This is a genomic window from Streptomyces sp. NPDC058335, assembly GCF_042723915.1.
Classification (GTDB): Bacteria; Actinomycetota; Actinomycetes; order Streptomycetales; family Streptomycetaceae; genus Streptomyces.
On sequence record NZ_JBHXHX010000003.1, the window covers coordinates 33,652 to 55,127 of the forward strand.

Annotated in this window: 21 protein-coding genes, 1 tRNA gene and 1 pseudogene; 20 read left to right on the forward strand and 3 right to left on the reverse strand. The window is 66.8% G+C overall.

From position 1 onward, the window contains the following. Nucleotides 1-657 precede the first annotated feature (657 nt). A complete protein-coding gene (locus ACFWJX_RS05985; protein ID WP_383237507.1) occupies nucleotides 658-1,866 on the forward strand; it encodes a hypothetical protein in 1,209 nt (402 codons plus the stop codon). A 7-nt stretch (nucleotides 1,867-1,873) separates the two neighbouring features. Beyond that, entirely contained in the window at nucleotides 1,874-2,947 is a 1,074-nt protein-coding gene (locus ACFWJX_RS05990) for a hypothetical protein (RefSeq protein ID WP_383237510.1), read from the forward strand. 437 nt (nucleotides 2,948-3,384) lie between these two features. On the opposite strand, the gene ACFWJX_RS05995 is transcribed toward ACFWJX_RS05990, so the two are convergent. Then, nucleotides 3,385-4,359, reverse strand: coding sequence for a hypothetical protein (locus ACFWJX_RS05995; RefSeq protein WP_383237513.1), 975 nt, complete (start codon nucleotides 4,357-4,359; stop codon nucleotides 3,385-3,387). A gap of 350 nt (nucleotides 4,360-4,709) precedes the next feature. On the opposite strand from ACFWJX_RS05995, the gene ACFWJX_RS06000 reads away from it, so the two are divergent. The 4 genes from ACFWJX_RS06000 (at nucleotide 4,710) to ACFWJX_RS06015 (ending at nucleotide 7,900) form a co-directional block, all read left to right on the forward strand. After that, nucleotides 4,710-5,558, forward strand: coding sequence for a helix-turn-helix domain-containing protein (locus ACFWJX_RS06000; protein ID WP_383237515.1), 849 nt, complete (start codon nucleotides 4,710-4,712; stop codon nucleotides 5,556-5,558). Between the two features lie 95 nt (nucleotides 5,559-5,653). Next, the gene (locus ACFWJX_RS06005) at nucleotides 5,654-6,055 is read left to right on the forward strand and encodes an ATP-binding protein (protein ID WP_383237518.1); all 402 of its coding nucleotides are present in this window, start codon (nucleotides 5,654-5,656) and stop codon (nucleotides 6,053-6,055) included. Between the two features lie 172 nt (nucleotides 6,056-6,227). Beyond that, nucleotides 6,228-7,079, forward strand: a complete 852-nt coding sequence (locus ACFWJX_RS06010) for a sigma-70 family RNA polymerase sigma factor (protein ID WP_356567637.1) — start codon at nucleotides 6,228-6,230, stop codon at nucleotides 7,077-7,079. Then, entirely contained in the window at nucleotides 7,076-7,900 is an 825-nt protein-coding gene (locus ACFWJX_RS06015) for an integrase (protein ID WP_383237521.1), read from the forward strand. Before ACFWJX_RS06010 ends, ACFWJX_RS06015 begins: the two co-directional genes overlap by 4 nt. 49 nt (nucleotides 7,901-7,949) lie before the next feature. Here the strand turns inward: ACFWJX_RS06015 and ACFWJX_RS06020 are convergent, their stop codons facing one another. Next, complete coding sequence (locus tag ACFWJX_RS06020; RefSeq protein WP_383237523.1) at nucleotides 7,950-8,696, reverse strand: hypothetical protein; 747 nt, start codon at nucleotides 8,694-8,696, stop codon at nucleotides 7,950-7,952. 248 nt (nucleotides 8,697-8,944) lie between these two features. On the opposite strand from ACFWJX_RS06020, the gene ACFWJX_RS06025 reads away from it, so the two are divergent. The 9 genes from ACFWJX_RS06025 to ACFWJX_RS06065 all read left to right on the forward strand — a co-directional run bounded on the left by ACFWJX_RS06025 (nucleotide 8,945) and on the right by ACFWJX_RS06065 (nucleotide 15,134). Further along, a complete protein-coding gene (locus tag ACFWJX_RS06025; RefSeq protein ID WP_383237525.1) occupies nucleotides 8,945-9,292 on the forward strand; it encodes a hypothetical protein in 348 nt (115 codons plus the stop codon). Between the two features lie 5 nt (nucleotides 9,293-9,297). Next, nucleotides 9,298-10,662 carry an FtsK/SpoIIIE domain-containing protein gene (locus ACFWJX_RS06030; protein WP_383237527.1) on the forward strand — a complete coding sequence of 455 codons (1,365 nt, stop codon included), beginning with the start codon at nucleotides 9,298-9,300 and terminating at the stop codon, nucleotides 10,660-10,662. A gap of 85 nt (nucleotides 10,663-10,747) precedes the next feature. Beyond that, a complete protein-coding gene (locus ACFWJX_RS06035; protein WP_383237530.1) occupies nucleotides 10,748-11,419 on the forward strand; it encodes a DUF2637 domain-containing protein in 672 nt (223 codons plus the stop codon). A 13-nt stretch (nucleotides 11,420-11,432) separates the two neighbouring features. Then, nucleotides 11,433-11,612, forward strand: coding sequence for a mobile element transfer protein (locus tag ACFWJX_RS06040; RefSeq protein WP_142265456.1), 180 nt, complete (start codon nucleotides 11,433-11,435; stop codon nucleotides 11,610-11,612). Between the two features lie 16 nt (nucleotides 11,613-11,628). Beyond that, nucleotides 11,629-11,784, forward strand: a complete 156-nt coding sequence (locus ACFWJX_RS06045) for a hypothetical protein (RefSeq protein WP_167534943.1) — start codon at nucleotides 11,629-11,631, stop codon at nucleotides 11,782-11,784. 21 nt (nucleotides 11,785-11,805) lie between these two features. Then, entirely contained in the window at nucleotides 11,806-12,096 is a 291-nt protein-coding gene (locus ACFWJX_RS06050; RefSeq protein WP_383237534.1) for a SpdD protein, read from the forward strand. 100 nt (nucleotides 12,097-12,196) lie between these two features. Further along, entirely contained in the window at nucleotides 12,197-13,561 is a 1,365-nt protein-coding gene (locus ACFWJX_RS06055) for a replication initiator (protein WP_383237537.1), read from the forward strand. Beyond that, nucleotides 13,561-13,731 (forward strand): excisionase, encoded by a 171-nt coding sequence (locus ACFWJX_RS06060; RefSeq protein WP_356567736.1) that lies wholly within the window; start codon nucleotides 13,561-13,563, stop codon nucleotides 13,729-13,731. Before ACFWJX_RS06055 ends, ACFWJX_RS06060 begins: the two co-directional genes overlap by 1 nt. Next, a complete protein-coding gene (locus ACFWJX_RS06065) occupies nucleotides 13,728-15,134 on the forward strand; it encodes a tyrosine-type recombinase/integrase (RefSeq protein ID WP_383237540.1) in 1,407 nt (468 codons plus the stop codon). Before ACFWJX_RS06060 ends, ACFWJX_RS06065 begins: the two co-directional genes overlap by 4 nt. Before the next feature lie 221 nt (nucleotides 15,135-15,355). On the opposite strand, the gene ACFWJX_RS06070 is transcribed toward ACFWJX_RS06065, so the two are convergent. Next, nucleotides 15,356-15,427 (reverse strand) — tRNA-Arg (locus ACFWJX_RS06070). Nucleotides 15,428-15,539: 112 nt separating this feature from the next. Between ACFWJX_RS06070 and ACFWJX_RS06075 the strand changes: the two are divergent. The 5 genes and pseudogenes from ACFWJX_RS06075 to thrC form a co-directional block, all read left to right on the forward strand. Beyond that, nucleotides 15,540-15,992 (forward strand): annotated as a pseudogene (locus tag ACFWJX_RS06075) (response regulator); the annotation flags it as partial. A 365-nt stretch (nucleotides 15,993-16,357) separates the two neighbouring features. After that, complete coding sequence (gene nrtL, locus ACFWJX_RS06080) at nucleotides 16,358-17,359, forward strand: ArgS-related anticodon-binding protein NrtL (RefSeq protein ID WP_383237542.1); 1,002 nt, start codon at nucleotides 16,358-16,360, stop codon at nucleotides 17,357-17,359. 15 nt (nucleotides 17,360-17,374) lie between these two features. Then, nucleotides 17,375-18,766, forward strand: a complete 1,392-nt coding sequence (gene lysA, locus ACFWJX_RS06085) for a diaminopimelate decarboxylase (protein WP_383237545.1) — start codon at nucleotides 17,375-17,377, stop codon at nucleotides 18,764-18,766. Nucleotides 18,767-18,909: 143 nt separating this feature from the next. Beyond that, complete coding sequence (locus ACFWJX_RS06090) at nucleotides 18,910-20,202, forward strand: homoserine dehydrogenase (protein ID WP_383237548.1); 1,293 nt, start codon at nucleotides 18,910-18,912, stop codon at nucleotides 20,200-20,202. Between the two features lie 6 nt (nucleotides 20,203-20,208). After that, the gene (gene thrC / locus ACFWJX_RS06095) at nucleotides 20,209-21,267 is read left to right on the forward strand and encodes a threonine synthase (RefSeq protein WP_383237551.1); all 1,059 of its coding nucleotides are present in this window, start codon (nucleotides 20,209-20,211) and stop codon (nucleotides 21,265-21,267) included. Nucleotides 21,268-21,476: the final 209 nt, after the last annotated feature.

Genomic DNA, 21,476 nt, shown 5'->3' on the forward strand with positions numbered 1-21,476 from the left:
GCGTGGGGCCATTCGTCAGCGCTTTAAGGCTCTCCAGTGGCAGGTGCACTTGGGCGCCCCCGAGCTAGCTTCAGTGGAGCGAGACTTGAAGCCCGGACCTCTTCGTCCGAAGCAACTTGGGCGGGGGCGCTGCCGTGAGGTGGTGTGGCTCTCGCCTGCGCGGATCGTCCGTGCTTGTTCGCCGCTGTTGTCGCGCAGCTAGACACTCACCCACTGCCGCTCCTCTGCGTGGGATCGCCGGCGCAGGGACGCTGACCGCTGTCCTTCGCTCATCTTGCCTGGGTCGGCCGGCCCGCTGTAGACGAGCAGCACCAGCCCGTTGCGGGGTTCGTCTATGCCTGAGCCGACGACAGCCAGTCACGGTGGTCGGTGCCCCGACCGACCAAGCTCGCGTGTGCCTCGCTGCACCCTCGCCGAACCTTGGTCACGCTGTCCCGGTAGTCGCCCAGAGCAAGCTGTGCCAGCGGGACCGCCAAGATACTTCAGCGCCCTTCGGTTGGGATCTTGCAGGTCACCTGGTCAAGCAGGTAGAAGCAACCTCTACCTCCCGCAGATGCAGGGTGGGAAAGGATCATGGAGAGCACGGGATGGGGCCCCTCACACGTGGTATAGATCTGTTGGCGTTGGTTTACAACGGGTATGGTTGAGTGTTGGCATATGGCGAAGGCGGGACTAGGGGGGAAAATGAAAGTACCGCAGAACGCCCTGTTGCCGAAATTCGATCGAAAATCTGATTACTTTGACTATTTCTCTGGCGACGGTTCGGCGGTTCAACAGCTCGAAGACAAAAAGCTTACTGCGGGGCTCCAGAAGAGCTACATCTTGGAAACCGTCGATGGCGGCAATCCGAGTGCGCGCCTCTCTGTTGAAGATTTGTTTTCACGAAGCAGCTTGAGGGCAACACCTCTTTCACGGGAAAATACGGCTTTCGATATTTCTACCGAGAGCGGTGAACGTGTCGCTCTGGTCGAACAGGTTGACTCAAGGTATCTAACGCTTTATACCCTCTTGCCGTCAAACCAGTCGGACAAGCTTGTGCGTTCTGCTGTCGCGACCAACCCATTTCTTGATCATCTCTGGCTATCGTCGCAAAGTTTCATGGCATTGTGGTCGAACGTATTGGCAGGAAACAGCGGCCGTCGCTATGGGAAAATCACCTTCGAGCATGAATCGATCTACGAAGTCTCCGAGGAAGATGCCGGGGAGTACCTTCCAGACGAGCGACGTACCTCACGTTTCACCATGGTCGACAAGCTTGAAGTAATGGCGCAAAAGATGAATCCGCTGCAGCAGGAGTATGCGCCACTGGCCTCGATTACGCAGATGCGTCTACCTGCCCAGGGCCGCGGTGGCCACGACCTTTACTATGACGGCAAGGTCACTAATCGGAGCGGCTCCTTTGTAGACCACCGCACTACGCTGCACGGGGTGGTGGACATGTATAGGTCATTGACGCGAAGTGTAGAGCGGCAACTCTGGACTTCCGTAGAAACTCCCAGCTCTCTCGGCGGTACCAGCATCGGTTCTGTGGCTGAAATCGTATTCAGCAAGCCTCTCACAGAAGACTTGTTCCGGCGCTGGGTTATGAGCATGTTTAACAATAGGCGCAATAGGTTCAGGCTTACTGGCTACGCCAAGTGGCTGAATGAAACTAAGGTGCATGCAAACGCCATTGACCAACACCTTTGGCAGCCGCTAGTGATGGAGTTTACGCCTGCGCGCGTCGTGGCCGTCCTGCCGTACGGTACGTGTGGAAATTCGGTTAACCGTCTAGTGTCGAACATTCAGCGGTTCATTGATCCGAAGGTGACGGCTTACATTGGCGATAGGGAATACGGCACCCTGATTCCAACTGTTGCCGCGTAGTGCCTCTGTGCTGAAAAAAGGGGGGGAATTGCTCACTCGTGATCCTGTTTTTCAGGTCAATTCCTGTTTGTGGCTGGTCTCGGATCAGGCGAAGGGTGTAAGCCCGACACGCCCTTACTTTGAGGCCGGTTATCGACTACGGGCGCTGGGCCCCCGCTTTCCTTTCTCTGCGTCCATTAAGCCCAAGTTGATATCCATTGGATGGAACCCGGCGCCGCCGGAGCCGGATATTGTGGTTCATCACCACGAATCTGGCGATCATTTGGTCTTGGAGTGTAAGGCATCGGGGTTCGGCTCCGAGTCCAGTACGGCTGGCCAGGCGCGCAAGTTGCTGGTAGCCGGTGCGGATGCTGAATCGGCGCTCAGTGTGTCGGGCGACGCTTTTATTCTCTACACGCTTCCGGTTGAAGACGCTGAATTGCAGATGCAGTGTCTGGAGGAGATCCGTGCTGAGCTTGAAGAAGCGGGGTTCGACGCGGCGGCGCATGGGACGCTCGGTCTCGAAATAGACGAGAGTGGCCTATGGGTAGAGTTGAGACTTAGTCAGCCCTGCAATAAGTCCCACATCGTAAAGGTGTTGGGACGAGTACTCGTATCACCTGCTGTGGGTGGAGACTCGCGCCCTCTTTACCTGATCCCCTACGACCCCACTACAGCAGAGAATCAGGACGCCGCTGAGAAAGCCTACTGCTATCGGCAATTGTTGGAGCGTGTCTATCTCGCTGCCATACGTGTGCTTGGTACAGCGCAGGTTCCGGATTCTGTGGTTCTCCTCGGCGACGACTTGTTGCGCGAAGCTACTTTCGGCATATCGAATAAATGGCAAGCCAAAGAGTTGAATTCCTTGAAGATCACCCTTCTTCGAGGAATGGCTACGCTTCTCGGGAAGAGGGAACTTAAAGGGAAGGTCCACTTCCATACCTCTCGATTGGAAGTGATTTTGAATGGAGATGTAGACAGGCAAGCTGCAATAAATATGCTTCTCAAGGCTAATTCGGAGCAGCTAGCCGTGGAGGGCCTGACTGGTCAGCTTGATGTAGAAGATGGGCTCGACGAGTCCTCGTCTGCTAGTGAGACGTGAGAGCTGATACGGCGGGTTCTGTCATTTCTTTGGTGCCGTAGGACCCCGGTAGCGACGATCGCCTTTAGCAGCGAAGAATACCTAGCCTCTGGTATTAACGGCGTTCGTTTGCACCTCAACCGACGACAGTCAGCCACGATGGCGGGTGCGTCGACCGATTAGGCGCGCGTGTGCCTCGCTGCACCCCTACTGGCCTCAGCCACGCTGTCACGCCGTCGACCAGAGCAAGCTGCGCCGGCCGGGCCGTGGCACGTGCAGATCCACCTCCGCGAGGCCCGTAGCTTGGGGTACTCAGGGGCAGCACTGCTGACTTACGGCGTATCAGTGCCGACGCGCGCTCAGGTGTCGTGGCGACACGGGCAGGCCTGCTCTTGACGACAGAGCAACCAGTCCGGGCCTTGAAGCCCCACTCGCTGCCTCCGGCGTAGCGGCACTTCTCAGATACCTAGGCGAAAGTCTTCGATCTTCTGACGAATCAACTCACTTGGGTCGTTTCCGAATGATTTATCGACCAGCATTTGCTCTACCTCTCGATCATTCAACGTCACAATCAATTTGCCGTGCTGTATCCATTGATCTCGAATGGTGTACAAGCCCGATTCTCGCGGATCCGCTCGTGTCATTATTAGGGCGAATAGGCCAGTCCCGTGCCGTGACAGGTAGTTAGCTATCTGTAGTACCTCCTTCTTCTCGATGCCATTCTGGTAGTTTTTTGCGTCGACAACAACATAGTCGGCATAGTATTTCTCGCGGAGAAATCGCCAGAATCCGTCGGTCGCATAGTTCGGAAGGATGAAATCCCTCTTGTTTACTTCCGCTTCATTCGAACTTTCCCAAATCGGGGAACGCAATGGTGGACAGAAGAGGAACTCGGCTATGTCTCGGCAAAGCTTCTGGTAAGGTGACCAGCTTCCCTTTCCTCTAGGGAGCTGAAGGAGTCTCTCTGCGAATGCGGGAGGAGTCGCCGGTCCAAAGGCCTGCTCGCCGAGGAAGCGGGAGGCTTCTTCCTTAGCCCCGGCACTTATGGCCATCTGGGCAATTCTGGAGCCATCCCAGACTTCAACGCCCTCTCTTTCTAGATGGGCGATCTTTTCGCCTGACAGGCTATTCGGGATGGCGAGTATTAGTCGCAGAGTTCGGCCGGCAAAGGGCCCGTCGGTCGCAGCGGTCAAGTAACCCTTGAGTTGCCCAATGGCATCGTCGATTCGGAGACGCGTCTGTGGTGAATTTCGCTTCGTCTCAATGATGGACACCTGGTGCCCTGAATCGACGACCAAATCGACGACTTTCCCAGGGGCCAAACGAACTTCGGATAGTACGGTGTGGCCGCCTGTCTTTCGGAGAAGTGTTGCCAAGAATTCGACGAATTCGACTTCACGGAACGAGAACGGGTTCGAATGGGCACTGGCCACTGCAGTCTCCAGTTTCATCTCGTGCCTGGGCTGGGATTGTCGCACTCGTCGGCGGAGACCGCTTCCTGTTCAAGCAAAGTGGGCTCACGGTGCATGAGGCAGGCGAGACTGCCCGACTCGTCATCTGCTCTGGCATCAGGTGGCCGTCGCGTTGAGCGCGGCACGGGCGCCGGCCGGGCTGGAGCGGGACGGAGGCAGGAGCGCAGGCCCGGCCGGGGGCCGGGCCGCGCGCGGGGAGCGGAGCGAGCCGCCTTGAACCAGTAGAGAAAGTTTGAATCATGGTTGGGCTGCTGGTGATGGTCCGGCTTCCCCGGCCGAGTGCTGGCCTCCCCGTGGTGTAGAACCCTGGCATGGGGAGTGAGCGGCGAGAGCTGATGAATGCGCTTGGGGCCCGTCTTCGTGGGCTGCGTACCGGGGCCGGCCTGACGGGTGCCGTCTTGGCGGAGCGGGCCGGTGTGGGTCAACCGACCGTGTCCAAGGTCGAGAACGGGCGGATGGTCCCGAGCGCGGACGTCCTGGATCGTCTGTCGAACGCTCTCGGCCTGGACGAGTCGACGGCTCGGGAGGTGCGTGACCTCCTGGTCGCGGTGATGGCCGCACCGGAGACCGTCAAGGCTCCCGGCGAGGTTCCTGCCGGAGCGACCCTTGATGAAGCGGTGCGATCCGCTCGGCTGGTCCGTTCGTTCCAATGTGTCGTCCTGCCGGCCATGCTCCAGAGTGCCGAGTACGCCCGGCAGGTCTTCGACAGTGCGCCCCACGCGACTCCGGAAGCTGTGGGCCGCACTGTGGCCGCACGTGTGGAGCGGCAGAGCCTCTTGTACGAGCCGGGGCGGGAGTCGGTGTTCGTGCTGACGGAAGGCGTGTTGAGGACGTGGCCGGGGAGTCCCGCGCTGATGCTCGCCCAGTTCGACCGGCTGTTGGCAGTCGAGAGTCTGAGTACGGTCCGCCTCGGTGTCATCCCGTGGCGTCGGCCTGTGCCGGTGATGCCTCGGCACGGCTTCACCTTGTGCGACTCGCATGCCGTGGTGGTCGAGACCTTCCGCAGTGAACGGGTCGTGGACGACTCCGCTGAAGTGACCGCATACGAGGAGACGTTCCGCCGCTTCGAGGGAGCAGCGATCTTCGGGGCTGACGTGCGGGAACTGCTGCTCGGAGTGATGAAGGACTTCCGGGACTTGGAGACCTCCACCACCCGTTAGAGGAATAATTCCTCAAGATGCCTAGCTACACGCTGGAGCGTGGGAATACTCTGCCGCTGTGCCGTCTAGCCCCCTAGACGAAGAGGAGTGTCCCCATGCCCAAAAAGTGGTCCCGCATGTTCCCCGGCCAAGCCTGGCAGGTGGCCGAAGCGCGTCACTTCGTCGCCGCCCTGCTTGAGGGCGAGGACACAAGACTCGTCGACGACGCCGTTCTGATCGTCGGCGAGCTGGCCGCCAACGCCGTCCGGCACACCCGAAGCGGCTGGTACCGCGGATGGTTCCTCGTGGTTATCGGCTTCACCGACGACCTGTTGCGCATCCAGGTGACCGACCAGGGCAGCGACGGCGAGCCGATGGTGCGCAGCGTGAACACCCCGGTGAATGAAGGCGGCCGAGGGCTCCTGCTCGTCGACGCGTGCGCCAAGGGCTGGGGTGTGAAGGATCGACCCGACGGTGCGCGCTGCATCTGGGTCGACCTGGCACGGGTGAGCGGCTGATGGCTCCCTGTGTGACGGTGGCCCGCCGCTCGTCCGGTATTGGAGGGTGAGCCCTCGCGGGGTACCACGCCGCAGAGCCGGGTTCTACGTGATCGGCGTTCCTTCCGGACGGCGGCTCGCGCCCTTTCTGTCTAGGGCCCTAGACTCCTGGGTAGTCATAGGAGGTGAAGCCATGTCGGACGAGTTGCGGCGCATTATGGCGATCGATGACCCGTATCTACTTCTGCGAGAGGTCACGACCCGTTTGGCCGACGCGCAGCAGGAGGTGACCGAACTCGCCCGGCTTCGCCGCCGCGTGGTCCAGGACCTCCATGCGCAAGGACTGTCGTACGCGCAGATCGCCACGAAAGCCGGCCTGAGCCGTGGCCGCATCCATCAGATTCGCCATACTGGCCCGGCGCCGGAAGGCGCCTTCCTCGGACGCGGTTCCGTCATCGTCGCTACCCCCCTGCGGCGCGACGACGAACGCGGGCGCACGGTTGTCGCGGTGGACGACGTCAGCTCGGGCAAGCGTCTCGAAGACCTCGCGCGGTCGTACGGCCTCGACGTCACCTCCGAACACGTGCCGGTGACCGGTGAGATCGATCTCAACCGTGACGGCCTGGTCGTCGTCTGCGGCCCTCGAATGTCTCAGCAGATGTGGGACACGTACGCCCAGGATCCGGTACTGCACTGGGAGCGCGCGGAAGACGGACCCTGGACGCTCGTCGACCGGCAGACCGGCTCGGCGCACCGGTCCGGACAGGACAGTGATCCGGCTCGCCCGTACGACGTCGGATACGTCGGTCGGCTGTCACGCCCCGACGGCAAGGGCTCGCTGCTCGCGATCGCCGGCATCCACACGCAAGGCTCCCTCGGCGTCGTCCAGCTGCTCGCCTCCGACCTGAACACGGTATGGGGGCAGGTGGGTGAGCATCGCTTCTCCACCCTGGTCGGCGTCGAGTACGACCCCGAGACCAGCGAACCGCGATCCGTCGAGCTGCTCACGCCCCTCTACCGGCACGACGAGGAGACCTCGACGTGAGGGCCACCCTCGCCTCGCAGCCCGCTGAACCGGGCCGGGAGAACGAGGACTTCGCCGCCGCCGCTCCCGGAGCCGCTGTGCTCCTGGATGGTGCAGGCGTCGCCAAGGCGGAGACCGGGTGCACGCATGGCGTCGCCTGGTTCTCCGCGACGCTGGGCGGGCTGCTGCTGAGTACCATCACCGCGCATCCCGCCCGGCCGCTGGCTGAATGCTTGGCCGACGCGATTAGCGCCGTCAGGACCCTGCACGAGGACGTCTGCGACTTGGTCCACCGAGCGAGTCCGACCAGTACGGTCGTCGCCGTCAGGGCCGGCGCGGGAACTCTGGAATACCTCGTGCTCGGCGACTCGACGCTCCTCCTCGCCGATCGGGACGGAAAAGCGACCGCCATCACCGACAAACGGCTGGACGAGGTCGGTCGGCGACTTCGCGGGCCGGTCGACGAACTGCCCACCGGCTCACACGAACACGCTGCCGCCCTGGCCGAATACCGCGACACTCTGGCGGGGTACCGCAACCGGTCAGGCGGCTTCTGGATTGCCGGGCCGGATGCGCACGCGGCCGAACACGCCCTTACTGGGGTGGTACCGCTGGAGCTGCTGGCATCCGTGACATTGCTGAGCGACGGCGCTACGCGACTCGTCGAGCGCTTCGAAATTGCCACCTGGCAAGAGACGTTGGCCGTACTCAGCTCGTCCGGACCCGGTGAGTTGATCCGACGTGTGCGGGATGCCGAGGCGGGCGACCCCGAGGGCCGGCGCTGGCCGAGGGGCAAGGCGTGTGACGACGCAACTGCCCTGCACTGGGTGCTGCCGTTGTGACCGCTCTTGGGAGCTGACCTGCCTGCATTGTGCGTCTGTCCTTGGACCGTCAGGAAAACTGGACCAGAGCGCACGTCGGGCCGTGCGGCGATCGACTCTCACAGTCCTCGTTCCCGCCGGCGGTCGAGGCATAGATCTCGACCCCCCAGGCATTCTGCGGAGCTGAGAGCGACATGCTGGCCCGATGGTCGATATCGCCCTTGTCGTCGGGTCTGAGGCTGACGTTGTAGAAGTCGGGCATGTTGGGGAGATCAACCATCTTTGCGTCTATGACGGTCACGTACACGTTGACACTCGCCCACCGGTCAACACCGTCCGCGTGGACATCGAAGCTCAGTCTTCGATCGGATGCAGGACCTTCGAGCTTGACGTTGAGCAGCGTCGGACGACCGTTCCCACTCGCTGCCTGGGCTGCGCCGACGACGGCCACGCTCAAGGCCGTCATGTAGAAGATGACGCCGAGCCCTAGGACAACCGTCTCCCACACGTTGCCTCGCCGTGTCGGGTGGATGAGCAAGGCGACGATGCTGCAAACGATGGCGAGGATGGCGCTGAGCGCAGCCACAAAGATGGGCCATGAATCGTTGTTGAGTGCGACAAACACGACATCGCTCGTCAACCCCAGTGCAGTCATGACGCCAGCCACTGTGACCAGGGCGCCAGCAAGGATCTTGGCGACATCATCGAGACGCTTGCCGACTTTGGCCTGGACGTCGTCGAGGGTGCGAGGTTCCTGGTCACCACCTGGCGGCATCATCCGTTCATAGTGGTGAAGGTCGAGCGCATTCCGGTGCATCCACGCAGGCGGTTGGTCCCAATAGCGGACTTGACTCCCGGTGGGCTCGCGACCGAAGCGCTGTCTTGAGCGACTGTGCACATCGAGTCCCGCACGTATACCCCCCTAGACAGTTGACGGGTCGTCGGTCTACTGTTGTCGTCAACCCCCCTAGACAGTTAGGGCGGTTGCTCCCTGTGCTGTCTAGGGGGGTATCCAGTCGGAGCGGTGCCGGCCAACGGACGCCGTCAACCAGTGAGGTTCAAGAAATGCGTGTCATCCCCGTAGATGTCTCGGCCGCGACGCTGCTCGTCACCAAGCTGCCCGAGGTCAAGGTGAAGGACCGTCAGACCGGTGAGATCGCCGTGGACGCGGTCACCAACCAGCGGCTCATGGTGCTGGAGCTGGTGTTCATCGCGCAGGGCGGTTCGGACATGATCAAGGTCACCGTCCCCGAGCAGGGCATCGGCGAGGGCCTGGTGATGGGCGCTCCGGTCATCCTGTCCGGACTCATCGCCCGCCCCTGGGAGAGCGAGTTCGGCGGCCGGATGCGCCACGGCATCGCCTACCGGGCGGATGCCGTCATGGTCAACGCCCCGGCGCCGGTCAAGGGCTGATCGCCATGACCGATTCCGTGTGGATGCTGGCGCTGTGCCTGCTGGCCGTGGTCGCGCTGGTGGTGCTGCGTCGTCGTATGCCGGCCGTGTTCTGGTGGCTGGTGGGTTATCCGTTCGTCGCGTTGCGGGTGCTCACCACGTACCGGGCCACGATGGACGCCTGCGGCCTGACGGTCCCGGCTTCGGCCGTCCGTCGGGCCACGGCCCGGATGATCGGCCGGGAGGCGGCACCCGTACCGCCTCGCCGTTCGTTCCCGAGGCCGACCGGGTCCGGGCTCGTGATGCGGCTTCGCATGGCGACCGGGCAGGCGCCGGAAGACTTCATGGCCTCCGCAGACCGCCTGCGGCATGCCTGGGCCGCGCACGCCGTGCACATCCGCCCGACCAAGCCGGGCTGGCTCGAACTGCGGCTGATCGGCTGGGACGTGCTTGAGGACGTGCAGCCTGCCCGGCGACGGCAGAAGAGTGGTCCGCTCTGCGTGCCGCTGGCGCTGCGCGATGACGGGCGCTGGCACGTACGGCACTTCCGCGCCGTGCCGCACGAACTCATCCTCGGCGCCACGCAGTCCGGCAAGTCCGTCTACCTGCGCAACCTGCTGTGCGGCCTGGCCCGGCAACCGGTCGTCCTCGTCGGGATCGACTGCAAGTGGGGCGTTGAACTCGCACCGTTCGCACCGCGGTTGTCGGCCCTCGCCGACACCCCGGACCGGGCGAACGAACTCCTCGATGCCCTGCTGGAAGAGATGGAGGCACGGTTCCGCCTGATCGGTCTGGCCTCCGTCGGTCCGGACACCGTCCTGACGTCGGACGTGTGGGGGCTGCCGGACAAGGTGCGGCCGGTGCCGGTCGTGGTCGTCGTCGACGAGGTGGCGGAACTCTTCCTCGCGGCAAGCCGGGACGACGAGAAGCGACGCGACGCGATGGTCACGAAGCTCATCCGTATCGCCCAGCTCGGCCGGGCGGCCGGCATCTACCTGGAGGTGTGCGGGCAGCGCTTCGGCTCCGAACTCGGCAAGGGCGCCACCATGCTCCGGGCCCACCTCACCGGCCGTGTCTGCCACCGGGTCAACGACGAGTCGTCGGCGAACATGGCGCTGGCCGACATCTCCCCTGAGGCGGCGCTGGCCGCCACCTCCATCCCGGCCGAACGGCCCGGCGTCGTGATCCTCGGCGACTCCTCCGGCGGCTGGTCCCGCGCCCGCTCCCCGCACCTCACCCTCGACGAAGCAGCGGCCGTATGCCGCGCAACCACCGCCCTCGTGCCGGAACTGCCCCGCCTCGACTCCTTCCGGCCGGTCGTCGCCGTCGAGCCCGCCGGGGTGGCCACTCCCGCCGCTCCCGTGCCCACCGCTCGCCCGGTGACCGAGTAACCACACCCCTCCCCACGGTCGGCGTGACCGCTGCGCGCCAAGTCCCTACCCCTCCCATGCCTCGAACCGGAAGGAAGACGAGCCGATGCGTGCCCACCTCGCCCGCGTGGACGCGGTGATCATCCAAGCCGTCATCGCGGGCGCCCTGTCCTTCTCCCACCTGCACGACCTGGCCGAGGCGGCCGGACAGGGCGGCTGGAAGGCATGGGCCTACCCGATCAGCGTCGACCTGCTCCTGGTCGCCGCCTGGCGCCGTATGCGCGAAGCACAGCGCGCCGGACTCCCGGCCGGGGGACCGCGGCTGTGGTTCCTGGTCGCCCTGGCCGCCTCCCTCGGCGCCAACATCGCCACCGCCGGACTCCTCGACCTGGACGACGTACCCGCATCACTCCGAGTCGTCGTGGCCGGCTGGCCCGCCGTCGCCTTCTTCGGCGGAACCCTCCTGGCGCACACACCTCGCACCCCGAAGGAACCTGCGGTCTCGGCGCCCGCGGAGACGGTCGTCACGGTCGACGCACCCGACCGTGACGTGCTCCCACCGTCCACGGAACCGGTCACCGAGGAGTCGGCTACCGGCCTCGTCGCCGCACCTACGCCCGTTCCCACCGTCGCCCTGCCGCCCGCCCTCGTCGACCGCGCCCAGGCACTCGCCGAGGAACACCGCGCCGCCACCGGACAGGCGGCTGACCCCGACGCCGTACGCGCCCGGCTCGGCCTCCCCGCCTCCATGACGCCGTCCGTCGCCGCTCACCTCTGAGAAAGGACCGCCCGTGAACCCGCGCTTCCGCAACGTCCGCCGCATCGGCCCCGTCCAGGTCGCCTCGTACCTCGCCCGCGGCCGTAACCGCCACCTCGCCGCCTGCACGGCGCCGAACTGCGACTTCTCCGCCGAGTACGACAGCCGCGCCGCCGCCGAACTCGCCGCCCGCACCCACCGCTGCAAGGCCTGAGAAGGAGATCACCGCCATGGACGTCCCGCTCTGGTTCGCCGTCCTCGTCGTCGCCGTCCTCGGCATCCAGCTCGCCCGCCCGCCGTGGTGGCTGGTCGCCCTGCTCCTCCTCGGCGGCTACCTGGTCGCCAACAGCTTCCTCGCCCCCACCGTCGCCACACTCCTCGACTGACCCGCAGAAGGGATCACCCACGTGTTCACCCCCAAGTACCCGCCGCAGGACACCGCACCGATCCCCACCGCCCCGGCGCCGACCACCTACAGCCCGGCGGCGTACTTCCCCGCCCCGGCCCCGGTGTCCAACCGGCCGACGGTCCGGCTCACGGCGGGCAGCACACTCGCCCTCGTCGCCGGTGGCACCGCCGCTGTCCTGATCGTCGGCACGGTGCTCGTCTCCATGTTCCTCGCGGTCGCGATCACCGCCGCCTCCGTCGCCGTCTGCGCGGTCACCGTCCGCTCGATCCTCAAGAGCGACCGCCGCTGACCTCATCTCCGCAGTGCCCCGGCTTACCCACACTGTCTAGCCCCCTGGACAAGCCGGGGCGTGCCATCCCAGCTCCGTCACTCCCTGGAGGAACCCCCACATGCGCCCCGAGGCTCCGACCAGAGTCATCCGTCAGGTGGCGGCCCTCGCCCAGTTCGGCGACCTCAGCAGCTACGCCCGGCAGATCCAGCGTCTCGGCGGCTGCGAGCGGCCCGTGCGGATGGAGGGTCACCGCCTGGACGTCCACGCCGCAACCGGCGAGATCGTCCGCGAAGTCGTCGACCGCGACCTTCCCGCCGGACAGCTCCTCATCCGCTGCAACAACCGCCGCGCCACCAGGTGCGCCGCCTGCGCCGAGGTCTACCGAAAGGACACCTTCCACCTCGTCACGGCCGGCCTGAGCGGCGGCAAGGGCATCGGCCCGGCAGTCGCCCAACACCCCCGCGTCTTCGCCACCTTCACCGCCCCCTCCTTCGGCCCCGTCCACAACCGCCCCGGCGGCGAACGCTGCCGCTGCGGCCGCACCCACACCGACGACGACCCGGCCCTCGGCACACCCCTGGACCCGGAGCGCTACGACTACCGCGCCGCCGTTCTGTGGAACGCACACGCCGGTGCCCTCTGGGCCCGCTTCACCACCTACCTCCGCCAACAACTGGCCTCCCGCGCAGGCATCGCACGCTCCGAACTGCGCCACTGCCTCAAGGTGTCCTATGCCAAGGTCGCCGAGTACCAGCGACGCGGCGCAGTCCACTTCCACGCCGTGATCCGCCTCGACGGCCCCGAAGGTGCCGAAGACACCCCGCCGCACTGGGCCACCACAGAACTCCTCACCGACGCGATCCGCTCAGCCGCCCGGCTCGCCGAGACACCCGGTCCACTCCTCGACGGCCGCGCCTACACCTTCCGCTTCGGCACACAGCTCGACATCCGCCCCATCCGCTCAGCCGACTTCACGGGCACCTCCGACCTGTCCAGCCGTGCCGTCGCCGCGTACATCGCCAAGTACGCCACCAAGGGCGCCGAGACCGCGGGCACCCTCGACCACCCGATCCGCAACCCGATCACCGACCTCATCGGCACCGACGTCACCGACCACCCCCGCCAGATGATCCTCACCTGCTGGCACCTCGGTGCACGGCCCGAACTCGAAGACCTCCGCCTGCGCAAGTGGGCCCACATGCTCGGCTTCCGCGGCCACTTCTCCACCAAGTCCCGTGCCTACTCCGTCACCCTCGGCGCCCTCCGCCAGGAACGCGCCGACCACAACGAAGCCCTCACCCGCGAACGCGCGGCCGAGGCGGGCCACCCGTTGCCCGACCCGGACACCGTCCTCGTCATCTCCCACTGGCGCTTCGCCGGCACCGGCCTGACCGCCGCAGAAACCTGGCTCGCCACCTCGCGGCGACCCGACATCCCAGACACGGAAGGAGACTCGGCGTGGACCGCCGACGAGACGAACTGATGACTGTCCCGCAGATCCTCACCGAGCTGGGCGGGGTCTCCCGCCGCACCTTCTATCGCTGGCGGGAGCTGGGGCAGGCGCCCGAGGCGATCAAGCTTCCGAATGGCGAACTCCGCGTCTGGCGCAGCGACTTCACTTCCTGGCTGCACGGCCTTGGGGAGGCGGCGTGAAGTCCTACGACGTGCGGATCTGGAGCATTCGCAAGAGGCCGACAAAGAAGGCCTCGTATGAGGTGCGCTGGAGGGTGGCCAGCACGCTGCCGTTCTCCGAGACCTTCCGGACCAAGGCACTCGCCGACAACTTCCGGGCGCAATTACTCAGGGCCGTTCAGAACGGGGAGGCATTCGATTCGGAAACCGGTCTTCCGGACTCGATGGCAACGGTTAAACCGTCACTCACCTGGTACGACTTCGCGCGGGCGTACATCGCCATGAAGTGGCCGCACGCCGCGCCGAACTCCCGAGACAGCGCCAACGAGACGATGACGCTCGTCACGACACAGCTCCTCGACGACAGGCCGGGTCGGCCGGCTGATGATGTGCTCCGACGTGCCCTGCGTGGCTGGGCCTTCGTCGTCCAGGGCGTGACCGAGGAGCCGCCGCCCGTCGACATCGCGAATGCCCTGCACTGGGTGGCCAAGGCGTCGCTGCCGCTGGTGACGCTCAAGAATCCGGCGGACATCCGGCGTGTCCTCGATTCCCTCAAGCTCACGCTGTCCGGGGCTACGGCTGCGGCCGAAACGGTACGACGCAAGCGGGCCGTCCTCTTCAACGCCCTCGCCTACGCGGTAGAGCTGGGGGAACTCCCCGAGAACCCGGTCACGCTCGTGAAGTGGAAACCGCCCACGGTGACCAAGGAAGTGGACCGCCGTGTCGTCGTGAACCCTCGGCAGGCCGGGGAACTCCTGGCCGCGGTCTCGTACGTCGGCGGGTACCGCAGGGCTCGCGGGCGTCGGCTTGTCGCGCTGTTCGCGTGCATGTACTTCGGTGGTCTCCGCCCAGCTGAAGCGGTGGCACTGCGCCGTCAGGACTGCACGCTGCCAGACAGCGGGTGGGGCTCGCTGATCCTGGAGAAGAGCCGTCCGACCGTCGGTAAGCGCTGGACCGGCACCGGCGCCGTGCACGACGACCGAGGCTTGAAGAACCGACCCGCGAACCAGACACGCGTCGTCCCGATCCCGCCTCGCCTGGTGCAGATGCTCCGTGCGCACATCGAGAAGTTCGGCACAGCCAAGGACGGCCGGCTGTTCGCCAACGAGCGCGGGGGAGTGGTCGCCTCGACGACGTACTGGCGCGTCTGGGACGAGGCGCGGCATCTGGCGCTCACGCCGGAGCAGGCGGCATCACCGTTGGCCGCTCGCCCGTACGACCTGCGGCACGCTGCGCTGTCGTCGTGGCTCAACGCAGGCGTGGACCCCACCGAGGTCGCGGAGCGCGCGGGCAACAGTGTTGAAGTCCTCCTGAGCCGGTACGCCAAGTGCCTCGACGGCCGGCAGGACGTCGCCAATCGACGGATCGCCCAACTCCTCGAAGGGCATGGCGACCAGGAGGACGGGCACGGCGACGGGCCCTGATTCCGACGCACGCCCTGCGGCATGATGGCCCCCGGACTTCGGTCCGGGGGCCTCGTCGTTTCCGGGGGTCTACCTGCGGTTTTACGTCCTGCGGCTTGGCCGCGAATAGGCCGCGGACTCCGACATACGGCCGCTCTCAGCGGCATCTGCCTGCACATACGCCAAGACCCCGTCCTCAGCCAAAGCGCTGGTGGCGGGGTCTTTGGGCACCTAATCCAAGGTGCCCCCGGCAGGATTCGAACCTGCGCACACGGCTCCGGAGGCCGTTGCTCTATCCCCTGAGCTACGGGGGCGTGTCGGTCGCGTTGCTCGCGGCGACGGACAGAACACTACCAGCTCGCTCGGGGTGATCAGGAACGGGTTTCCGGGGGCCACGGAGGGGCGGGTTCCCCGCAGGGGGTGGAAGTGGGGAAAACCCGGACGCGGTGGCCGGTCCGGACCTACTCTCGAGTTGTGTCAGGCGCTTCGGGCCGGGTGCTTGTTGTGGACGACAACAAGGTCATCAGGCAGTTGATCAGGGTCAATCTCGAGCTGGAGGGCCTCGAGGTCGTGACCGCGTCCGATGGTGCCGAGTGTCTGGAAGTCGTGCATCAGGTGCGGCCCGATCTCGTGACCCTCGATGTCGTCATGCCTCGTCTGGACGGCCTCCGGACCGCCGCGCGGTTGCGTGCCGACCCTCGCACCCATGACCTTCCCCTCGCCATCATCAGCGCCTGTACGCGGTACGAGGTCGAAGCCGGCCTCGAAGCGGGCGTCGACGCCTTCCTTTCCAAGCCCTTCGATCCCGCCGAGCTCGTCAGTCTCGTACGCAGGCTGATCGAGGGCAGGCGGGGGGAGGGGAGTGAGGGCCCGGCGAGCCCTGACGGGCCAACCGGGCCAATCGGGCTCAAGGCTCCCCTCAGTGTCAGCCCCGGTCGCGCTCCCGCCGCCACCGCCGGCCACGACCTCGCCCTCAGCAGCTGCGGCTGTGGCTGCGGCTGCGGCTGCGGAGACGATGTCGTCAGCTTGCGCGACGAATGCGGGAGCGGACATGGGCCCGGCGGCAACGGTCAGGGACACGGGCACGGACACCCGAGTGGATCCAGTCCCGCGCACGGGACCGCCGGCGGTTCCCTCGTCGAGCCCATCGCCGACTGAGGCGTCGACCGTCCCGCCCCGTCCACATCGCGGACAGCCCCAAACCGGCTCGCATACCCACCCCCCTCCTCCCCTACGCTTGTCCCGTGACCCCCGTCGAGTTGTCCCGCACCGTGCTGCATGCAGTGCGGTGTGCTGTCGACGACGGGGAGCTGAGTGTGGTCGTTCCCTCGCGGGTGGTTGTCGGGCCCCCCGGGCCGGGTGGTTGTGGGGACTACGCCACCAACGTCGCCCTTCAGCTGGCCCGGCCCGCCGGGCAGCCCCCGTTGCGCGTCGCCGCGCTGCTCCGGACGTACCTCGCGCGCGAGGCCGGCGTCACCGATGTCGAGATCACCGGTCCGGGGTTCCTCAATATCAGTCTCGACCGGGCCGCCACGTCCGCCGCCCTGGTCCGGCGGATCCTGCGCGAGGGGCCGCGCTACGGCCATACCGACGCCCTCGCCGGTCAGGTCTTCGTGCTGTGCGTGCCGTACGAGGTCCGTGCCGAGGTTCTCGCCGACGCGCTCGCGCGGATCGTCCGCTCGCAGGGCGGGCGCGTCGAGATCGAGCACGGTGGGGCGGTGAATCTGCGGCCCGTTCCGGCGCCGGAGGACCCCGCTCCGCTCGGGCCGGACGCCGCCCGCTGGGCCCTGCTGCACGCCGCCCCGCACGACCGGCCCCGCATCACCGCCGATCATCTGGTCCAGCGCGAGAGCAACCCCCTCTTCCGGATCCGCTACGCCCACGCCCGCACCCGCGCCGTCAGCCGCAATGCCGCGCACCTGGGGTTCACCAGCACCGGGCCCGAGACAGACGTAGAGCCGGCGGACGCCCCGGACCTCTCGGCCCTTCTCGCGGACCACCCCCGCATCCTCACCACGGCCGCCGCCCTCCCTCACGCCGATGGCCAGGCCGCGCCCTCCCGCCTCACCCGGCACCTCCTCGCGCTCGCCGATGCCACCCTCACTCACCTGCCCGCCGTTCTCCCCCGCGGGGACGAGAAACCCTCGGCCGCCCACCGGTCCCGGCTGGCGCTCGCCGAAGCCGCCGGGACGGTGCTGGCCGGTGGCCTGTCCCTGCTCGGCATCGACGCACCCGATCACCTCTGAGAGAGCACGCCCAAGATGAGCCGTTCCGCACACCCCGCCGGGCCCCGTCACGCCGATGTCCTGCCGGAGGGGCACTATTCGGCGCCACCCGCCGACCTCAACTCCCTCGACCCCAAGGTGTGGTCGCGGACCGTCACCCGGGACGCCCTCGGGGTCGTCACCGTCGGCGGAATCGATGTGAAGACGCTTGCCGAGGACTACGGCACCCCGGCCTACGTCCTCGACGAGGCCGACTTCCGGGACCGGGCCCGCGCCTGGCGTACCGCCTTCGGTGCCGACGCCGACGTCTTCTATGCCGGAAAGGCGTTTCTGTCGCGCGCGGTCGTGCGGTGGCTGCACGAGGAGGGGCTCAACCTCGACGTCTGCTCCGGCGGCGAGCTGGCCACCGCGCTCTCCGCCGGCATGCCCGCCGACCGCATCGCCTTCCACGGAAACAACAAGTCGGTGGAGGAGATCGAGAGGGCCGTCCGCGCCGGTGTCGGGCGGATCGTCCTCGACTCCTTCCAGGAGATCGTCCGCGTCGCGCACATCGCGCAGTCCCTCGGCAAGCGGCAGCGCGTGCAGATCCGTATCACCGTCGGCGTCGAGGCGCACACGCACGAGTTCATCGCCACCGCCCACGAGGACCAGAAGTTCGGGATTCCGCTGGCCGGGGGACAGGCGGCGGAGGCCGTGCGGCGGGCCCTCCAGCTCGACGGTCTGGAGCTGATCGGGATCCACTCGCACATCGGATCGCAGATCTTCGACATGTCCGGCTTCGAGGTCGCCGCCCACCGGGTCGTCGGGCTGCTCAAGGACATCCGTGACGAGCACGGCGTCGAGCTGCCCGAGATCGACCTCGGCGGCGGACTCGGCATCGCGTACACGAGCGACGACGATCCCCGCGAGCCGCACGAGATCGCCAAGTCGTTGACCGAGATCGTCACCCGCGAGTGCGAGTCCGCCAGGCTCCGCACGCCCCGCATCTCGGTCGAGCCCGGCCGTGCCATCGTCGGTCCGACCGCCTTCACGCTGTACGAGGTCGGCACCGTCAAGCCGCTCGACGGGCTGCGGACGTACGTCTCCGTCGACGGCGGCATGTCGGACAACATCCGCACCGCGCTGTACGACGCCGAGTACAGCGTGGCGCTCGTCTCCCGCGTCTCCGACGCCGAGCCGATGCTGGCGCGCGTCGTGGGCAAGCACTGCGAGAGTGGGGACATCGTGGTCAAGGACGCGTTCCTGCCGTCCGACCTGGCACCGGGTGACCTGATCGCCGTCCCCGCGACGGGGGCGTACTGCCGGTCCATGGCCAGCAACTACAACCACGTGCTGCGGCCGCCGGTCGTCGCCGTGCACGAGGGCGAGGCCCGCGTCATCGTCCGACGCGAGACGGAGGAGGACCTTCTTCGGCTCGACGTCGGATAGGCGCAGCTCAGCGGGGTGGAAGATCTCCTGTCCGCCACCCCGTGAAAATGAAATAGATGTCTCACGATCCGGACCAGGGATAGAAACTACGGTCCGGTGAGTGAGACTGGTGCAACCGTGACGGTATGAGGAAACGAGGTCGGATGATGCGTACGCGTCCGCTGAAGGTGGCGCTGCTGGGCTGTGGAGTGGTCGGCTCAGAGGTGGCGCGCATCATGACGACGCACGCCGACGACCTCGCCGCCAGGATCGGGGCCCCGGTGGAGCTGGCGGGGGTGGCCGTCCGGCGGCCCTCCAAGGTGCGCGAGGGCATCGACCCCGCGCTCGTCACCACCGACGCCACCGCGCTGGTCAAACGGGGTGACATCGACGTGGTCGTCGAGGTCATCGGCGGTATCGAGCCGGCCCGCACCCTCATCACCACCGCCTTCGAGTACGGCGCGTCCGTCGTCTCGGCGAACAAGGCGCTGCTCGCCCAGGACGGCGCCGCCCTGCACGCCGTCGCGAACGAACACGGTGAGGACCTCTACTACGAGGCCGCCGTCGCCGGCGCCATCCCGCTGATCCGCCCGCTGCGCGAGTCCCTCGCCGGCGACAAGATCAACCGGGTCATGGGCATCGTCAACGGGACGACCAACTTCATCCTCGACAAGATGGACTCCACCGGGGCCGGCTACCAGGAGGCCCTCGACGAGGCCACCGCCCTGGGGTACGCCGAGGCCGACCCGACCGCCGACGTGGAGGGCTTCGACGCCGCCGCCAAGGCCGCCATCCTCGCCGGGATCGCCTTCCACACGCGCGTGCGCCTCGACGACGTCTACCGCGAGGGCATGGCCGAGGTGACCGCGTCCGACTTCGCCTCCGCCAAGGCGATGGGCTGCACCATCAAGCTGCTCGCCATCTGTGAGCGGGCCGCCGACGGGGGATCCGTCACCGCGCGCGTCCACCCCGCCATGATCCCGCTGACCCACCCGCTCGCCTCCGTGCGCGGCGCCTACAACGCCGTGTTCGTCGAGTCGGACGCGTCCGGTCAGCTCATGTTCTACGGCCCCGGCGCCGGCGGTGCTCCCACCGCCTCCGCCGTGCTCGGCGACCTCGTCGCCGTCTGCCGCAACCGGCTCAGCGGGGCGACGGGGCCCGGCGAGTCGGCGTACGCCGCCCTGCCGGTGTCGCCGATGGGCGACGTCGTCACGCGGTACCACATCAGCCTGGACGTCGCCGACAAACCGGGCGTTCTGGCGCAGGTAGCCACCGTGTTCGCCGAGCACGGGGTGTCCATCGATACGGTGCGGCAGCAGGGTAAGGACGGCGAGGCCTCCCTCGTCGTCGTCACCCACCGCGCGTCCGACGCCTCCCTGACCGGGACCGTCGAGGCGCTGCGCAAGCTCGACACCGTGCGGGGTGTCGCCAGCATCATGCGGGTTGAAGGAGAGTAACCAGCAATGACCCACCAGTGGCGCGGAATCATCGAGGAGTACCGGGACCGGCTACCGGTTTCCGACAGCACGCCGGTCGTGACGCTCCGCGAGGGCGGCACGCCCCTCGTGCCCGCGCAGGTGCTCTCCGAGCGCACCGGCTGCGAGGTCCACCTCAAGGTCGAGGGCGCGAATCCCACCGGGTCCTTCAAGGACCGCGGGATGACCATGGCCATCACCCGGGCCAAGGAGGAGGGCGCCAAGGCGGTCATCTGCGCCTCCACCGGCAACACGTCGGCGAGTGCCGCCGCCTACGCCGTGCGCGCGGGCATGGTCTGCGCCGTCCTCGTCCCCCAGGGCAAGATCGCGCTCGGCAAGATGGGGCAGGCCCTCGTCCACGGGGCGAAGATCCTCCAGGTCGACGGCAACTTCGACGACTGCCTCACGCTGGCCCGCTCACTGAGCGACAACTACCCCGTGGCGTTGGTCAATTCGGTCAACCCGGTGCGCATCGAGGGGCAGAAGACGGCCGCCTTCGAGATCGTGGACATGCTCGGGGACGCCCCCGACATCCACGTCCTGCCGGTCGGCAACGCGGGCAACATCACGGCGTACTGGAAGGGCTACAAGGAGTACGCCGCCGACGGGATCGCCGGGCGGACTCCGCGCATGTGGGGCTTCCAGGCCTCCGGCAGTGCCCCGATCGTGCGCGGCGAGATCGTCAAGGACCCGTCGACGATCGCCACCGCGATCCGCATCGGCAACCCGGCGTCCTGGCAGTACGCGCTGGCGGCGCGGGACGAGTCCGGCGGCTTCATCGACGAGGTGACGGACCGTGAGATCCTGCGCGCCTACCGGCTGTTGGCCGCGCAGGAGGGCGTCTTCGTGGAGCCCGCGTCCGCCGCGTCGGTGGCCGGTCTGCTGAAGGCCGCCGAGCAGGGCAAGGTCGACCCGGGCCAGACGATCGTGTGCACCGTCACGGGCAACGGTCTGAAGGACCCCGACTGGGCCGTGGCCGGTGCTCCGCAGCCGGTGACCGTCCCCGTCGACGCGGTGACCGCGGCCGAGCGCCTCGGCCTCGTGTGAGCGACCCCCGCCGGGGGCAGGGGCGTCTCCCGGAGGCATAGGGGATCTCACCTGGGGGAAGTTCCCCGACAGGGGACTTTCCCTACCGGGGGTGCACAGGGGGCTTGCGACACGCATCGTGCGCCTCCTGTGCGCCCTATGTCGCCACAGAACCTTCCTTCGATAGGCTGTACCGAACCCGCCTTCCGCATATGCCTCCGCATCCCGCG

Excerpts from the sequence above, each read along its gene's own strand:
- ACFWJX_RS06030 (WP_383237527.1), top strand. The coding sequence starts at position 9,298 with ATGACCGATTCCGTGTGGATGCTGGCGCTGTGCCTGCTGGCCGTGGTC.
- lysA (WP_383237545.1), top strand. The coding sequence starts at position 17,375 with ATGAGCCGTTCCGCACACCCCGCCGGGCCCCGTCACGCCGATGTCCTG.
- ACFWJX_RS05985 (WP_383237507.1), top strand. The coding sequence starts at position 658 with ATGGCGAAGGCGGGACTAGGGGGGAAAATGAAAGTACCGCAGAACGCC.
- ACFWJX_RS06055 (WP_383237537.1), top strand. The coding sequence starts at position 12,197 with ATGCGCCCCGAGGCTCCGACCAGAGTCATCCGTCAGGTGGCGGCCCTC.
- ACFWJX_RS06060 (WP_356567736.1), top strand. The coding sequence starts at position 13,561 with ATGACTGTCCCGCAGATCCTCACCGAGCTGGGCGGGGTCTCCCGCCGC.
- ACFWJX_RS06035 (WP_383237530.1), top strand. The coding sequence starts at position 10,748 with ATGCGTGCCCACCTCGCCCGCGTGGACGCGGTGATCATCCAAGCCGTC.
- ACFWJX_RS06025 (WP_383237525.1), top strand. The coding sequence starts at position 8,945 with ATGCGTGTCATCCCCGTAGATGTCTCGGCCGCGACGCTGCTCGTCACC.
- ACFWJX_RS06090 (WP_383237548.1), top strand. The coding sequence starts at position 18,910 with ATGATGCGTACGCGTCCGCTGAAGGTGGCGCTGCTGGGCTGTGGAGTG.
- ACFWJX_RS06010 (WP_356567637.1), top strand. The coding sequence starts at position 6,228 with ATGTCGGACGAGTTGCGGCGCATTATGGCGATCGATGACCCGTATCTA.
- ACFWJX_RS06005 (WP_383237518.1), top strand. The coding sequence starts at position 5,654 with ATGCCCAAAAAGTGGTCCCGCATGTTCCCCGGCCAAGCCTGGCAGGTG.
- thrC (WP_383237551.1), top strand. The coding sequence starts at position 20,209 with ATGACCCACCAGTGGCGCGGAATCATCGAGGAGTACCGGGACCGGCTA.
- ACFWJX_RS06000 (WP_383237515.1), top strand. The coding sequence starts at position 4,710 with ATGGGGAGTGAGCGGCGAGAGCTGATGAATGCGCTTGGGGCCCGTCTT.
- ACFWJX_RS06045 (WP_167534943.1), top strand. The coding sequence starts at position 11,629 with ATGGACGTCCCGCTCTGGTTCGCCGTCCTCGTCGTCGCCGTCCTCGGC.
- ACFWJX_RS06020 (WP_383237523.1), bottom strand. The coding sequence starts at position 8,696 with ATGCACCGGAATGCGCTCGACCTTCACCACTATGAACGGATGATGCCG.